The following is a 15,922-nucleotide window of genomic DNA, read 5'->3' on the forward strand; positions in this document are numbered from 1 at the left end:
TATCGGCGAAGGTGAGTTGATGGCTCATGATGTCCCTCTGGGATGCGCTCCGGATGAATATGATGATCTCATATCAGGAACTTGTTCGCACCTTCCTTAACAGTTAGCGGAAAGCGGCATCATACCAATACTGGCCGCTGTTTTTTAATAGCCCGATGCATATTGTCGGCGATTAAATCGTAAATGTTGCTATATATCACTGTTTTTTTAGCGTTTTATTTAAATGTGATCCAGCCCACAAAATAAGCCAATAGTTTAGCAGCCTTTATGAATCACCCGCCGATATCCCGGGCCCGGGACCCATTATAGTCCGTCATGACCAGCAGCAAGGGGGCCTGAATGATCCCGGGGGGCGTCTTGCGGTGAAAAATAGCGCGGGGCGGGATAAGGTCCGCAAGGGGGTCACCTTCCGCCAGCTGGTGAATGCTCGCTAACAGGGCAGCCAGCGGGGGCGCTACCGTGTGCAGCGCCCACCGGACCGATCACTTGCCAATACAAAAGCTGGAGAAGATACGCCCCAGCAGATCATCCGAGGTAAACGCCCCGGTTATCTCACTCAGCGCCTGCTGGGCCTGGCGTAAATCCTCCGCCAGCAGCTCACCCGCGCGTGCGCCCAGCAGCTGTGCTTTGCCCTGCTGGAGGTGTTCAGCGGCCAGCTCGAGGGCCTGGAGGTGGCGACGGCGGGCCAGGAAGCCCCCTTCCATATTGGTTTCAAAGCCCATGCTCTGTTTGAGATGGTCACGCAGCACCTCTACGCCGCCGCCGGTGCGGGCAGAGAGGCGCACCAGTGAGTGACCATTCACCTCGCTGATACCCGGCGCCTCGCCCGTGGCGTCGGCTTTATTACGCACCACGGTGAGCGGTAACGTCGCCGGCAGGCGGGCCATAAAATCAGGCCAGATGGCGGCAGGATCGGTGGCATCTGTGGTGGTCCCGTCCACCATAAACAGCACCCGGTCGGCCTGTTCAATCTCCTGCCAGGCCCGCTCAATGCCGATGCGTTCAACTTCGTCACTGGCTTCACGCAGCCCGGCGGTGTCGATGATATGCAGCGGCATTCCGTCAATGTGGATATGCTCGCGCAGTACGTCACGGGTGGTGCCCGCGATATCGGTGACGATCGCCGCATCCCGGCCCGCCAGGGCGTTCAGCAGGCTGGATTTACCGGCGTTCGGGCGCCCGGCAATGACGACTTTCATCCCTTCACGCAGCAGGCTGCCCTGGCGTGCCTCGGTACGTACCGCGTCCAGGCTGGCTATCACGTCATTCAGTTCGGCTTCGATTTTCCCGTCAGACAAAAAGTCGATTTCTTCATCCGGGAAGTCGATGGCCGCTTCGACATAGATACGCAGGTGAGTGAGTGCTTCCACTAGCCCATTAACCCGGCTGGAGAACGCCCCCTGTAACGAGTTAACCGCCGAGCGGGCCGCCTGCTCGGAGCTGGCGTCGATCAGGTCGGCAATTGCCTCGGCCTGGGCAAGGTCCAGCTTGTCGTTAAGGAACGCCCGTTCTGAGAATTCCCCCGGGCGGGCAATCCGCAGGCCGGGCAGGGTCAGAATGCGTTTCAGCAACAGATCAAGGATAACCGGGCCGCCGTGCCCCTGAAGCTCAAGCACATCTTCACCGGTAAAGGAGTTCGGCCCCGGGAACCACAGCGCAATGCCCTGGTCGAGGGTGGTGCCGTCAGCCTCCCGGAAAGGCAGGTAATCGGCGTAGCGCGGTTTCGGCAATTTGCCGAGTATCGCCTGGGCGACGGCGCTGGCCTGCTGGCCGGAGACCCGCAGGATACCAACACCGCCACGTCCTGGGGGTGTTGCCTGGGCAACGATAGTGTCGTTATGGCTCATGAGTGTTTCTCTACCCGAATAACGTAAAGTCTGGCGGCTGGCCCGCCCCTGAAAAACAAAGAAGGCGGTCATATGACCGCCTTCTGCTGAGTAGCGCTAACTGATTACGCTATCAGGATTTTTTCTCGCGGCTATGCAGGCCACGTTTTTCCAGACCGCGGTAAATCAGCTGCTGCTGGATAATGGTCACCAGGTTGCTGACGATATAGTACAGCACCAGACCAGACGGGAACCACAGGAAGAACACCGTGAAGATGACCGGCATAAAGGTCATTATCTTCTGCTGCATCGGGTCGGTTACTGTGGTCGGCGACATCTTCTGAATGAAGAACATCGTGATACCCATCAGAATCGGCAGGATGTAGTACGGGTCCTGAGCGGACAAGTCGTGGATCCACAGGGCAAACGGCGCGTGGCGCAGTTCAACAGAGCCCATCAGCATGTAGTACAGTGCCAGGAAGATAGGCATCTGAATAACCAGCGGGAAGCAGCCACCCAGCGGGTTTACTTTCTCTGCTTTGTACATCGCCATCATTTCCTGGCTGATGCGCTGCTTATCTTCACCTAAACGCTCACGCATCGCCTGAATCTTCGGCTGCAGCATGCGCATTTTCGCCATGGAGGTGTACTGCGCTTTGGTCAGCGGGTACATGATACCACGGACGATAAAGGTGATAACGATGATAGAGAAGCCCCAGTTACCCAGGAAGCTGTGGATAAATTTCAGCAGTTTGAACAGTGGCTGAGAAATAAACCACAACCAGCCGTAATCCACGGTCAGATCCAGATGCGGTGCAACAGCGGCCATTTTATCCTGAACTTCCGGGCCTACCCACAGGGTGCTACCCAGTTGAGCAGTCTGACCAGGCTGTACCAGAACCGGTTCGGATTTATAACCGATGGCGCCGATACCGTTGCCCAGATCGGCAGTATAGAAGTTGTTAGTGCCGTTGTTACGCGGAACCCATGCGGTGGCAAAATACTGCTGCAACATGGCAACCCAGCCGCCTTTGGATGACAGGTTCAGGTTTTCGTTATCCGCAATTTTGTCGAATTTGTATTTTTCATACTTTTCGTCTGGCGTGGAGTACGCCGCGCCGCGGAAGGTGTGCAGCGCAAAGTTATTGCTGCCGGTATCGCGGGTGGCAGGCAGCGTCATGGTCTGCTTCAGCTGACCAAAGGTTGCCAGTTCCAGCGGCTTAGCACCGGTATTTTTCACGCTGTAGTCAACATTTACCGCAAACTCACCGCGTTTCAGGGTGAAGGTTTTGGTGAACGTATTACCAGCGGCATCGGTGTAGCTCAGCGGGATGGCCAGTTCATTCTGGCCATCGGCCAGGGTGAAGGTATCCTGGGCGGTGTTGTACAGCGGACGCGGGCCGCTAGCCGGGTTATCCGGGCCGTCACGGCCTGTCAGGCCGCTTTGCGCCTGATAGATAAAGTTTGGTTTGGTTTCCAGCAGTTCAAAAGGACTGTTCGAACGCAGTTCTTGAGGATAAGTCAGCAGCAATGCCTGTTCGACATCACCACCGCGGGTGTTGATAGTCAGCTCAAGGACGTCAGTTTTTACTGTAATAGTTTTGCCCTGACCACTGGCAGGAACGCCCTGGTCTGCGGCATTACCCGCGGAGGTCGTCGTAGTCTGCGTGCTCTGTTGGGCCTGTGGTTGTGGAGCGTGATCCTGCTCCCAGGCTTGCCAGATCATGAAAGACACGAACAACAAAGCGATGATAAGGAGATTGCGTTGCGAATCCATCGTTAGTGTTCTCTGGTATCAAAAGGTCCAGGCGGGACGGGATCGTCACCACCAGGGTGTAAAGGGTGGCATTTTAATACGCGTTTCACTGTCAACCAACTGCCTTTTATCACGCCAAACCTGCGCAATGCCTCAATTCCGTAGTGTGAACACGTCGGCGTGAAGCGGCAATGGGGTCCCAGAAGCGGACTGATACACTTTTGATAAACCCTGATAAGGGCTATCAGGATCCGCGAGCCAGACGACAATGGCGGCGCCATAATTTATCCAGCGCCTCAGTAAGCGCCTGATTATCCAGGTCTGCAACCCCTTTCTTAGCCACCACCACAAAATCCATAGACGGAAGATCATGCTGACGTAAACGGAAGCTTTCACGCGTCAGACGTTTAATCCGATTACGCTCGTGGGCCCGTTTTACGTTTTTCTTGGCGACGGTAAGACCGATGCGGGGATGCCCCAGCTCATTCTGGCGGCCGAGGATGGTGATTTGCGGCGAGCCAGCACGCATTGGCTGCTGGAAGACATATGTGAAATGAGTGGGAGTTAACAAACGTAACTCCCTGGGAAAAGCGAGCTTCACCACTCAGGGATTAGCTTATTACTTAGATGCAACGGTCAGACGGCTACGGCCTTTAGCACGACGACGTGCCAGAACCTGACGACCATTTTTGGTGGCCATACGAGCACGGAAGCCGTGAGAACGGTTGCGCTTCAGTACAGACGGTTGAAAAGTGCGTTTCATGGCGTTTCTACCTAAACTTGAATAAATTCACTGGGTTATGCATACGTCTGTGCGAATAATCGCCTGATATATGACTCAGTGTGGCTGTTAAAGAGGCCGGATTGTAATAATTGTACACTCCGGAGTCAATTCACTTCCCCTATTTAGCCTGGATATTTAAGGTTGGCGCGCACTCAGGCAAACACACAAAGGTGCTGGCTTGACTGCCGCAGCGAACCGCAACACAACATCATCAGGCTAACGCGCCGCAGGACTTTTCCTGACACTGGCCAGTCAAACGATCCGCAGATCCCGGGGAGTACAACATATAAGCATACACAGCATAGATATGTTGGGTGGGGAATTATAAGCACTCCGGTATAAAGCGCAAGGATCATCCAGGATCTTCCCGCGGATCACCCTGCACTATTGTTATCCGGGATCATTAAATTTTCCAATATTGGCCAGAAACGATGCTGTTTTAGCCAGAGGATCGTTTACACTAAGCAATCCCGACCCCACCCTGTGGATAAATCGGGAAGAATCTGTGAGAAACAGAAGATCTCTGACGAACTTTAGGCTATGATCCGCGGTCCCGATCATGCACCCCAGGGATCTTTTGTGCTTCGGGGAAACCGTAGATAGCGGTTCGCACGCTACCCGGTCCGGGTTTGTCAGCGTGTGCCAACAATCATGAATAAATCTGTCTTCGTCATTTATCGACTTTAGTTTGAGTGGAGTCCGCCGTGTCACTTTCGCTTTGGCAGCAGTGTCTTGCCCGATTGCAGGATGAGTTACCAGCCACAGAATTCAGTATGTGGATACGCCCCCTACAGGCGGAACTGAGCGATAACACGCTGGCCCTTTATGCGCCAAACCGTTTTGTGCTCGATTGGGTAAGGGACAAATACCTAAACAATATCAATGGACTGCTCAATGAATTTTGCGGTGCTGATGCACCGCTGCTGCGCTTTGAGGTGGGCAGCAAGCCGGTAACGGCCACCATAACGGCCACCAACCGCGAACCGGCGAACAGCGTTGCGGCACCGGAACATACTGCCCGGGTCGTGACACCGGTGGCGGCGCGCCCCAGCTGGGACACCATGCCCGCCCCGGCGGAGCCTTCATACCGTTCCAATGTGAACCTGAAACATACCTTTGATAACTTCGTTGAGGGTAAATCAAACCAGTTGGCGCGCGCGGCGGCACGTCAGGTGGCAGATAACCCCGGCGGGGCATACAACCCACTGTTCCTTTATGGCGGTACCGGGCTGGGTAAAACCCACCTGCTGCACGCGGTGGGGAACGGCATTATCGCCCGCAAGCCCAATGCCAAAGTGGTGTATATGCACTCTGAACGCTTTGTCCAGGACATGGTAAAAGCGCTGCAGAACAACGCCATTGAAGAGTTCAAACGCTATTATCGATCCGTGGATGCGCTGCTGATCGATGACATCCAGTTTTTTGCCAATAAAGAACGATCCCAGGAAGAGTTTTTCCACACCTTTAATGCCCTGCTGGAAGGTAACCAGCAGATAATTTTGACCTCCGATCGTTATCCGAAAGAGATCAATGGCGTTGAGGATCGGCTGAAATCGCGCTTTGGCTGGGGGCTGACAGTGGCTATCGAGCCACCGGAGCTGGAAACCCGCGTGGCGATCCTGATGAAAAAGGCCGATGAGAACGACATCCGCCTGCCGGGAGAAGTGGCCTTCTTTATTGCCAAACGTCTGCGCTCTAACGTCCGTGAGCTGGAAGGGGCACTGAACCGCGTGATTGCCAATGCCAACTTTACCGGCCGGGCGATCACCATTGATTTCGTCCGCGAAGCATTACGTGACCTGCTGGCGCTCCAGGAAAAGCTGGTTACCATTGATAATATTCAGAAGACTGTCGCGGAATATTATAAAATCAAAGTGGCTGATTTGCTGTCCAAGCGACGTTCGCGCTCTGTTGCCCGTCCGCGCCAGATGGCGATGGCGCTGGCCAAAGAGCTCACCAACCACAGCCTGCCGGAAATTGGCGATGCGTTTGGTGGACGTGACCACACCACGGTACTGCATGCCTGTCGTAAGATTGAGCAGTTACGTGAAGAAAGCCACGATATTAAAGAAGATTTTTCCAACTTAATCAGAACACTATCTTCGTGATGCTATGAAATTTACCGTTGAACGTGAACATTTATTAAAACCCCTGCAACAGGTGAGCGGCCCGCTGGGCGGGCGCCCGACATTACCTATCCTGGGTAACCTGCTGTTACAGGTGGAGGACGGTACGCTGTCATTGACGGGGACCGATCTTGAGATGGAAATGGTAGCGCGCGTGGCGCTGGTGCAGCCCCATGAACCGGGTTCCACCACGGTACCGGCGCGTAAATTCTTTGATATCTGCCGCGGGTTACCGGAAGGGGCCGAAATCGCGCTGACCCTCGAAGGGGACCGGATGCTGGTGCGCTTTGGCCGCAGCCGTTTTTCACTTTCCACCCTGCCTGCCGCAGACTTCCCGAACCTTGATGACTGGCCGATCGACGTCGAATTTACCTTGCCCCAGGCCACCATGAAACGCCTGATTGAAGCCACCCAATTTTCGATGGCTCACCAGGACGTGCGTTATTACCTCAACGGTATGCTGTTCGAAACCGAAGGCGAAGACCTGCGCACTGTCGCGACCGACGGCCACCGCCTGGCGGTCTGTGCCATGCCGGTGGGTACCTCACTGCCGAGCCATTCAGTGATTGTGCCCCGCAAGGGCGTGATTGAACTGATGCGTATGCTGGATGGCGGCGATACTCCGCTGCGTATCCAGATTGGCAGCAACAACATCCGCGCCCACGTGGGTGACTTTATCTTCACCTCCAAGCTGGTGGATGGCCGTTTCCCGGATTACCGCCGGGTACTGCCGAAGAACCCCGACAAAACCCTGCAGGCGAGCTGCGATCTGCTCAAGCAGGCGTTTTCCCGGGCGGCGATCCTGTCCAACGAAAAATTCCGCGGTGTGCGGTTGTTTGTGGCGGATAACCAGCTGAAAATTACCGCCAATAACCCGGAACAGGAAGAAGCCGAAGAGATCCTCGACGTCAGTTACGACGGCACCGAGATGGAAATCGGCTTCAATGTGAGCTACGTGCTGGACGTATTAAATGTCCTGAAATGCGAAAATGTCAGTATTCGTCTGACCGATTCCGTGTCCAGTGTGCAGATCGAAGACAGTGCCTCACAAAGCGCACAGTATGTCGTGATGCCGATGCGCCTGTAGTTGCTTGTGGGTGGCGCGTTTCGGGCTTGCTGGCAGCGTAAACGGGTGTCAGACTGGCGGCATCTCCTGCCTTCGCAGGGGGTTGCCGAAAGTGTGCCACCGGTGTGTTGCCAGCCCCAGCTTATGAGTTAACCATGTCTCTGTCCCGGCTACTGATTAAAGATTTTCGCAATATCGCCGCCGCAGATCTTGCACTTTCCCCCGGTTTTAATTTTCTGGTCGGTGCCAACGGCAGCGGGAAAACCAGCGTACTGGAGGCTATCTACACCCTTGGCCACGGCCGGGCATTTCGCAGCCTGCAAACCGGACGGGTTATCCGCCACGAGCAACAGGCGTTTGTCCTTCATGGCCGGTTACAGGCAGAGCAACGCGAGATAGCCGTGGGGCTGACCAAAGATCGCCTCGGTGAGAGCAAAGTCAGGATTGACGGCAGCGACGGCCACAAAGTCGCCGAATTAGCGCTGCTGATGCCAATGCAGCTGATCACCCCGGAAGGGTTTACCTTGCTAAATGGCGGCCCAAAATACCGCCGGGCCTTTCTGGACTGGGGCTGTTTCCACAATGAACCGGGCTTTTTTACCGCCTGGAGTAATCTTAAACGGCTGCTCAAACAGCGCAATGCGGCACTGCGCCAGGTCAGCCGGTATGCGCAGCTGCTACCCTGGGACCAGGAGCTGGTCCCGCTGGCGACCCAGATCAGCCGCTGGCGGGCAGATTACAGTGCGGCCATTGCCGAAGATATGGCGGATACCTGCGCCCAGTTTTTGCCGGAATTCGCCCTGACTTTTTCCTTCCAGCAGGGCTGGGAAAAGGATACCGACTACGGCGAGGTGCTGGCGCGTAATTTTGAACGGGACCGCATGTTAACCTATACCGCCGTGGGCCCGCATAAAGCGGACTTTCGCATTCGGGCAGACGGTGCACCGGTAGAAGATACCTTATCCCGCGGCCAGCTGAAGTTGCTGATGTGCGCACTGCGCCTGGCCCAGGGCGAGTTTTTAACCCGTCAGAACGGGCCACGCTGCCTGTATCTGATAGATGATTTTGCCTCTGAACTGGATGATGCGCGCCGCGGACTGCTGGCCAGCCGCCTGAAAGCGACGCAATCCCAGGTTTTTGTCAGTGCGATCAGCGCTGACCATGTACTGGATATGGCGGACAAAAATTCAAAGATGTTCGCCGTGGATCAGGGTAAAATAACCGATTAACCCAAGTTTAAATGAGCGAGAAACGTTGATGTCGAATTCTTATGACTCCTCCAGTATCAAAGTCCTGAAAGGACTGGATGCGGTGCGTAAGCGCCCGGGTATGTATATCGGCGACACGGATGACGGCACCGGTCTGCACCACATGGTATTCGAGGTTGTGGATAACGCTATCGACGAAGCGCTCGCAGGCTACTGTAAAGATATCGTTGTCACTATTCACGCGGACAATTCCGTCTCCGTCCAGGATGATGGCCGTGGCATCCCGACCGGCATTCACCCAGAAGAAGGGGTATCGGCAGCGCAAGTTATCATGACCGTGCTGCACGCCGGGGGGAAATTTGACGATAACTCTTATAAAGTGTCCGGCGGCCTGCACGGGGTAGGGGTGTCAGTGGTTAACGCCCTGTCCCAGAAACTGGAGCTGACCATCCGTCGCGATGGTAACGTTCACCACCAGATCTACCAGCACGGTGAGCCTCAGGCCCCGCTGGCAGTGACCGGTGAAACCGAACAGACCGGTACCACGGTGCGTTTCTGGCCAAGCCTGCAAACCTTCACCAATGTCACTGAGTTTGAATATGAAATTCTGGCGAAACGTCTGCGCGAGCTGTCATTCCTGAACTCTGGCGTTTCTATCCGCCTGCGCGATAAACGCGACGGCAAAGAAGACCATTTCCACTATGAAGGCGGTATCAAAGCCTTTGTTGAATACCTGAACCGCAACAAAACCCCGATCCACCCGAACGTGTTTTATTTCTCCACCGAGAAAGACGGCATCGGCGTGGAAGTGGCCCTGCAGTGGAACGACGGGTTCCAGGAAAATATTTACTGCTTTACCAACAACATCCCGCAGCGCGATGGCGGTACCCACCTGGCCGGTTTCCGGGCGGCGATGACCCGTACCCTGAACGCCTATATGGACAAAGAAGGGTACAGTAAAAAAGCCAAAGTCAGCGCCACCGGCGATGATGCCCGTGAAGGCTTGATTGCGGTGGTTTCCGTTAAAGTGCCGGACCCGAAATTCTCCTCCCAGACCAAAGATAAACTGGTCTCGTCTGAGGTGAAAACCGCCGTTGAGCAGCAGATGAACGAACTGCTGAGCGAGTACCTGCTGGAAAACCCCAGTGATGCCAAAATCGTGGTGGGTAAAATCATTGATGCGGCCCGCGCCCGTGAAGCGGCCCGCCGCGCCCGTGAGATGACCCGCCGTAAAGGCGCGCTGGATCTGGCTGGCCTGCCGGGCAAACTGGCGGACTGCCAGGAGCGTGACCCGGCGCACTCTGAACTGTACCTGGTGGAAGGGGACTCTGCGGGCGGCTCTGCAAAACAGGGGCGTAACCGTAAGAACCAGGCGATTTTGCCGCTGAAGGGTAAAATCCTTAACGTTGAGAAAGCCCGCTTTGACAAGATGCTCTCTTCCCAGGAAGTGGCAACCCTGATCACCGCCCTGGGCTGCGGCATTGGCCGTGACGAATACAACCCGGATAAACTGCGCTACCACAGCATCATCATCATGACCGATGCGGACGTGGATGGTTCGCACATCCGTACGCTGCTGCTGACCTTCTTCTACCGTCAGATGCCGGAAATTGTTGAGCGTGGCCATGTCTATATTGCCCAGCCGCCGCTCTACAAAGTGAAGAAAGGCAAGCAGGAACAGTACATCAAAGATGATGACGCCATGGACCAGTACCAGACCTCTATCGCCCTGGACGGCGCGGCGCTGCATATCAATGCCAACGCCCCGGCGCTGTCTGATATGGCCCTTGAGAAGCTGGTTTCTGAGTTTAACTATGTGCGTAAGATGATTGGCCGTATGGAGCGCCGCTACCCGCGCACCCTGCTTAACCAGCTTATCTATCATCCGACCCTGACCGAAGACAACCTCAAAGATGAAGCCTTTGTCACCCGCTGGGTGTCCAGCTTAATTGCTGACCTGACCGAGGGCGAACAGCACGGCAGCATCTGGAAGTACGACATCAACGATAACGCGGAAAAACAGCATTTTGAGCCGGTTATCCGGGTACGTACTCACGGTGTGGACACCGACTATCCGCTGGATCATGAATTTGTTACCGGCGGCGAGTACCACAAAATCTGTCACCTGGGTGAGCAGTTGCGTGGCCTGGTCGAAGAGGGGGCTTATGTTGAGCGTGGCGAACGCCGCCAGAACATTACCAGCTTCGAGCAGGCGCTGGACTGGCTGGTGAAAGAGTCCCGTCGCGGTCTGGCTATCCAGCGTTACAAAGGTCTGGGTGAAATGAACCCGGAACAGCTGTGGGAAACCACCATGGACCCGGAAAGCCGCCGTATGCTGCGGGTGACGGTGAAAGACGCCATTGCGGCGGACCAGTTGTTCACTACCCTGATGGGGGATGCGGTTGAACCGCGCCGTGCCTTTATCGAAGAGAACGCCCTGAAAGCCGCCAACATCGATATCTGATGGTGTGAGGCTGCTGAAAAAACACCGCCTTCGGGCGGTGTTTTTGTTTATGGCGCCGGTCGCATTCCAGGTAAAAGCGCAATAAAGCGGCTATTTTCGTGAGCGGAATCGCGTTAGCATGAGGCATTGCTCTCTCTGACGATGAAAAGCCGATGACGATAAAACTGATTGCGATTGATATGGACGGCACGCTGCTGCTGCCTGACCACGCTGTTTCCCCGGCAGTAAAAGCGGCCATCGCCCAGGCCAGGGCGCAGGGTATTCGGGTGGTTATCACCACCGGCCGGCCTTTTGCCGGTGTGGCGCGTTATCTGCAAGAGTTGGGGATGACAAAAGACAGCGACTACTGCATCACCTATAACGGTGCGCTGGTGCAGAAGGCCAGCGACGGCAGTACCGTGGCCCAGACCTCGCTCAGTTATGACGATTATCGCTATCTGGAGGCGATGTCCCATCAGGTGGGGTCCCACTTCCACGCGCTGGATCGCCACACGCTGTATACCGCCAACCGCGATATCAGCCGTTATACCGTCCATGAAGCGGCGATCACCGGCATTCCGCTGGTGTTTTGTGAAGCTGAAAAGATGGACCCGGCCACGCAATTTTTGAAAGTGATGATGATTGATGAGCCAGAGGTGCTGGATGCGGCCATTGCCCGGCTGCCGGCGGAAGTCCGGGCGCGCTATACGGTAATGAAAAGTTCGCCGTTCTTCCTTGAGATCCTCAATAAGCAGGTCAATAAAGGCACCGGGGTGCGCTCCCTGGCTGAGGCGCTGGGCCTGCAACCGCAGAATGTGATGGCGATTGGCGATCAGGAGAACGACATTGCGATGCTTGAATATGCCGGTACCGGGGTGGCGATGGGTAATGCGATTTCCTCTGTGAAAGAGGCGGCCAATGTGGTGACGGCCTCGAATCTGGAAGACGGTGTTGCCGTGGCTATCCGGGAGTATGCGCTTCAGCCCTGATTTCCGTTGCTGTCCTGTTTTCCCATAACCTCGCTTACCCGCGGGGTTTTTTATTTAGGGTAGTCGCCGGTTACTGGCGGTGGGTACGAATCGCTATTCGTCCCCGCTTTTGGCGTTTACCTATACCACCTACCAGATTCAGGCACCGGTCTATGTGCGTAAAGTGGAAGGGTTCCGCTCCCTGATGATGGGCACGCCTTTGTCACTAGCGGAACCTGGTCGCGTCCCAGGAGGGGGTCCCGGTCCCCTCCTGGGTACCTGCCCGGCCCGCGACAAACCGCCGCTAACGCGGTGCGCTACAACTCCGGCTTCATCTGGCGGACCAGTCAGGATTCGGCATCCATGCCTCAACCTTCCTTCTGGCTGCCATCCAGGCAGCCAGTCCTTGATGTGCGCCTGCGTTTTCGCCGGTTGTCCTGATGCGGGGGTCTGACACCCGCGCTGCACGCCTGATATTTTCCGTAACACCCTTTTTGCTGAAACTGCCCTGTTATGCCGCGGGGGTGTTTAGTCCGGCATTGAAATCGCCTGCGTGTAGCCGGTCGCCCGGGGCCGCCAGCAGGGATGCTGGCGGAGGCAAGCCTTACAGGGAGGTTACCTCTTGCCGTCCCCGGATCAGCGACCGGGCGGAGCAAAGGGTACCGCGCAGCGGCGATTTCATCGGCCGGTGGCGGGGATTCCAAAGGGGCGCGCCAAAACGCCCCTTTGGACGTTCACGGGGACCGGAAGTCCCATAGGAATACCTCACTTAGTGTGAACGGAACCCATCGCCAGACGAGACGAGCATAGTGACGCTAACAGGCAGTCGCAAATCGCTATTCACCTGCACCACCCCGACCTCCCTTCCGCTATCACATATTTTCCCTGGCTGTTCTTTTTGTGATCTAAATTGTAGTACAACACAATAATCTTGTAATACATTAAATACAGATAACGGGCCATTATGATTTTTTTTGTACTGCAATATCGCGTGGCATTTAGGCTGTCGGGGTAGAGTAATCATCACAAGACAGGGTACCTAAGGACACGCCATGACGATAACCAAGACAGACCGCATCATTTTGACCCTCGGCCAGCAAATCGTGAGCGGCAAATACGCCCCCGGCGCCGCACTACCGGCCGAAGCCGAACTCTGTGCCGAGTTTGACACCTCGCGCAATATCATCCGCGAGGTGTTCCGCTCCCTGATGGCGAAGCGGCTGATTGACATGAAACGTTATCGCGGCGCCTTCGTCGCGCCCCGTAACCAGTGGAATTACCTGGATACCGACGTATTGCAGTGGTGCCTGGCCGAGGATGACGACCCGCAGCTGATCGCGGCCATGTGTGAGGTGCGTAATCTGGTGGAGCCCGCCATTGCCCGCTGGGCCGCTGAGCGCGCTACCTCCAGCGATTTAGCCCTCATCGAAGCGGCGCTCAATGACATGATTATCCACAACCAGCAGCGGGATGCCTTTAACGAAGCGGACATCCGCTACCACGAAGCGGTGCTGATATCGGCACATAACCCGGTGCTACAGCAGCTGAACATTGCCATCAGTTCACTGCAACGGGCGATTTTTGAACGCACCTGGATGGGGGATGAGGCCAATATGCCCACCACCCTGCAGGAGCATAAGGCGCTGTTCGATGCTATCCGGCATCAGGATGGTGATGCGGCAGAGCAGGCGGCAATGGCGATGATCGCCAGCGCAACCCGAAGGCTGAAGGAAATCACATGACAACAGGCTATATCGCAATCGACTGGGGGTCCACCCACTTACGGGCCTGGCGGTATCGGGATGGAGAATGTATCGACAGCAGGCAATCAGACGCCGGGATCACCCGCCTGAATGGCGAATCCCCTGCGGCGATATTAGCCAGGATAACCGACGGGTGGCGTGATGCCACCACCCCGGTACTGATGGCGGGCATGGTCGGCAGTAATGCCGGATGGCAAGAAGCCCCCTATTTGCCCTGCCCGCTGCCGCTGTCCGCCATTGGTCGCCAGCTGATGCCGGTGGCGGATAACGTCTGGATCGTGCCCGGTATACGCTCCCCAGGCACAAAAAATCCGAATGTGATGCGCGGTGATGAGACCCAGCTACTGGGGGCGGCACAGCTGGCGCCCGCCACACTGTATGTGATGCCCGGCACCCACTGTAAATGGGTGTTCACCCACCACCATAAGATAACCCACTTCCAGACCGTGATGACCGGGGAGTTACATGCGCTGCTACTGCGCCATTCGCTGATCGGTAACGGCTTACCGGAGCAAACCCCCAGCCCGTCGGCCTTTGAGGATGGTCTTGCCACCGGCCTCGATAACCCCGCCATTCTGCCGCGGCTGTTTGAAGTCCGGGCGGCCCACGTCCTCGGCGCGCTGCCCCGGGACGCCGTCAGCGATTACCTGTCCGGTTTATTGATTGGGGCCGACGTCGCCACCATGACCGCAGATGCCGATCGCCAGCTTTCTATCACCCTGGTCGCCAGTGACGGGTTATCCCGGCGCTATCAGCAGGCATTCCACGCCATCGGGCGCCGGGTGCAGGCAATATCCGGTGACGAGGCATTTCAGGCAGGTATAAGGAGCATCGCTTATGCAATGGCAAACCCAACTTCCGCTGATAGCGATTCTGCGCGGCATTAAACCCGCAGAGGCCGTTGACCACGTGGCGGCAGTGATTGATGCCGGGTTCGACACTGTCGAAATCCCGCTAAACTCCCCGGACTGGCAGCACAGCATTCCCGCTATCATAGCGGCCTTCGGCCAGCGGGCGCTGATTGGCGCCGGTACGGTACTCACGCCTGAGCAGGTGGACAGCCTGGCGGCCATGGGCTGCCGGCTGATTGTTACCCCCAATACCCAACCGGCGGTGATCCGCCGGGCCGTGGCGCAAGGGATGACAATCTGCCCCGGGTGCGCCACCGCCTCTGAAGCGTTCAGTGCCCTGGATGCCGGGGCGCAGGCGCTGAAAATTTTCCCCTCTGCGGCATTCGGGCCTGGCTATATCAGCGCGCTGAAAGCGGTATTACCGGCGGATGTCCCGCTGTTTGCCGTGGGGGGCGTTACCCCGGGTAACCTGCACCAGTGGCTGGCGGCGGGCTGCACCGGGGCCGGGCTGGGCAGCGATCTTTACCGGGCAGGGCAGGGCGTGGCCGACACCGCCCGCCAGGCAACCGCGTTTGTGAATGCGTATCGGGAGGCTGTGCAATGAAGATAACCACACTCACGACCTATCGGTTACCCCCCCGCTGGATGTTCCTCAAGATTGAAACCGACGCGGGAATTACTGGCTGGGGAGAGCCGGTAATTGAAGGCCGGGCCCGCACTGTCGAGGCGGCGGTTCACGAACTGGGTGAGTATCTGATAGGCCAGGACCCGGCGCGAATCAATGACTTGTGGCAGGTAATGTACCGGGGGGGATTTTACCGCGGCGGCCCGATACTGATGAGCGCCATCGCCGGTATTGATCAGGCGCTATGGGATATTAAAGGCAAAGCGCTTAACGCTCCGGTGTGGCAATTACTCGGCGGAGCCGTACGCGATAATATCAAAGCCTATAGCTGGGTCGGCGGCGATCGTCCGGCTGAGGTGATTGCCGGTATTACCTCCCTGCGTAATATTGGCTTCGATACCTTTAAATTAAGGAAGGTGCGAATAAGCAGGTCATTTCTTCCCAAGCTGACTCGCTGATTAAAATTTCGCGGATCTGGGCCGATTTTTTTCCCGCAAACACATCGA

General features: G+C 56.4%; 13 protein-coding genes and 2 pseudogenes. 9 read left to right on the forward strand and 6 right to left on the reverse strand.

All coding sequences use genetic code 11. From position 1 onward, the window contains the following. Positions 1 to 482: 482 nt before the first annotated feature. The 5 genes from mnmE to rpmH form a co-directional block, all read right to left on the reverse strand. Positions 483 to 1,847: a tRNA uridine-5-carboxymethylaminomethyl(34) synthesis GTPase MnmE gene (mnmE, locus tag F9C28_RS18105; RefSeq protein WP_199016677.1), complete on the reverse strand. Its 1,365-nt coding sequence runs from the start codon at positions 1,845 to 1,847 to the stop codon at positions 483 to 485. Between the two features lie 112 nt (positions 1,848 to 1,959). Next, positions 1,960 to 3,603, reverse strand: coding sequence for a membrane protein insertase YidC (gene yidC, locus F9C28_RS18110; protein ID WP_199016678.1), 1,644 nt, complete (start codon positions 3,601 to 3,603; stop codon positions 1,960 to 1,962). A gap of 2 nt (positions 3,604 to 3,605) precedes the next feature. Beyond that, complete coding sequence (gene yidD, locus F9C28_RS18115; RefSeq protein WP_199016679.1) at positions 3,606 to 3,863, reverse strand: membrane protein insertion efficiency factor YidD; 258 nt, start codon at positions 3,861 to 3,863, stop codon at positions 3,606 to 3,608. Next, positions 3,827 to 4,186, reverse strand: coding sequence for a ribonuclease P protein component (gene rnpA, locus F9C28_RS18120; RefSeq protein WP_199016680.1), 360 nt, complete (start codon positions 4,184 to 4,186; stop codon positions 3,827 to 3,829). The genes yidD and rnpA overlap by 37 nt, the downstream gene beginning before the upstream one ends. Before the next feature lie 15 nt (positions 4,187 to 4,201). Beyond that, positions 4,202 to 4,345, reverse strand: a complete 144-nt coding sequence (gene rpmH, locus F9C28_RS18125; protein ID WP_002443734.1) for a 50S ribosomal protein L34 — start codon at positions 4,343 to 4,345, stop codon at positions 4,202 to 4,204. Between the two features lie 725 nt (positions 4,346 to 5,070). On the opposite strand from rpmH, the gene dnaA reads away from it, so the two are divergent. The 9 genes and pseudogenes from dnaA to F9C28_RS18170 all read left to right on the forward strand — a co-directional run. Beyond that, entirely contained in the window at positions 5,071 to 6,474 is a 1,404-nt protein-coding gene (dnaA, locus tag F9C28_RS18130) for a chromosomal replication initiator protein DnaA (RefSeq protein ID WP_199016681.1), read from the forward strand. A 4-nt stretch (positions 6,475 to 6,478) separates the two neighbouring features. Beyond that, positions 6,479 to 7,579, forward strand: coding sequence for a DNA polymerase III subunit beta (dnaN, locus tag F9C28_RS18135; RefSeq protein ID WP_199016682.1), 1,101 nt, complete (start codon positions 6,479 to 6,481; stop codon positions 7,577 to 7,579). A 134-nt stretch (positions 7,580 to 7,713) separates the two neighbouring features. Then, complete coding sequence (recF, locus tag F9C28_RS18140) at positions 7,714 to 8,787, forward strand: DNA replication/repair protein RecF (RefSeq protein ID WP_199016683.1); 1,074 nt, start codon at positions 7,714 to 7,716, stop codon at positions 8,785 to 8,787. Between the two features lie 28 nt (positions 8,788 to 8,815). Next, complete coding sequence (gyrB, locus tag F9C28_RS18145; RefSeq protein ID WP_199016684.1) at positions 8,816 to 11,230, forward strand: DNA topoisomerase (ATP-hydrolyzing) subunit B; 2,415 nt, start codon at positions 8,816 to 8,818, stop codon at positions 11,228 to 11,230. Positions 11,231 to 11,382: 152 nt separating this feature from the next. Further along, positions 11,383 to 12,198 carry a sugar-phosphatase gene (gene yidA / locus F9C28_RS18150; protein ID WP_199016685.1) on the forward strand — a complete coding sequence of 272 codons (816 nt, stop codon included), beginning with the start codon at positions 11,383 to 11,385 and terminating at the stop codon, positions 12,196 to 12,198. Positions 12,199 to 13,229: 1,031 nt separating this feature from the next. After that, entirely contained in the window at positions 13,230 to 13,919 is a 690-nt protein-coding gene (gene dgoR, locus F9C28_RS18155; protein ID WP_199016686.1) for a D-galactonate utilization transcriptional regulator DgoR, read from the forward strand. Continuing rightward, positions 13,916 to 14,827 (forward strand): 2-dehydro-3-deoxygalactonokinase, encoded by a 912-nt coding sequence (locus tag F9C28_RS18160; protein WP_199016687.1) that lies wholly within the window; start codon positions 13,916 to 13,918, stop codon positions 14,825 to 14,827. The genes dgoR and F9C28_RS18160 overlap by 4 nt, the downstream gene beginning before the upstream one ends. Continuing rightward, on the forward strand, positions 14,778 to 15,395 hold the full coding sequence (locus F9C28_RS18165) for a 2-dehydro-3-deoxy-6-phosphogalactonate aldolase (protein WP_199016688.1): 618 nt from the start codon (positions 14,778 to 14,780) through the stop codon (positions 15,393 to 15,395). Before F9C28_RS18160 ends, F9C28_RS18165 begins: the two co-directional genes overlap by 50 nt. Beyond that, positions 15,392 to 15,826: pseudogene (locus F9C28_RS18170) on the forward strand (galactonate dehydratase); the annotation flags it as partial. The gene F9C28_RS18165 and the pseudogene F9C28_RS18170, both read left to right, overlap by 4 nt. On the opposite strand, the pseudogene F9C28_RS20415 reads toward F9C28_RS18170, so the two are convergent. Beyond that, positions 15,739 to 15,922, reverse strand: a pseudogene (locus tag F9C28_RS20415) (hypothetical protein); the annotation flags it as partial. The pseudogenes F9C28_RS18170 and F9C28_RS20415 overlap by 88 nt on opposite strands.

The sequence above is a fragment of the Shimwellia pseudoproteus genome, from assembly GCF_016415625.1.
Classification (GTDB): Bacteria; Pseudomonadota; Gammaproteobacteria; order Enterobacterales; family Enterobacteriaceae; genus Shimwellia; species Shimwellia pseudoproteus.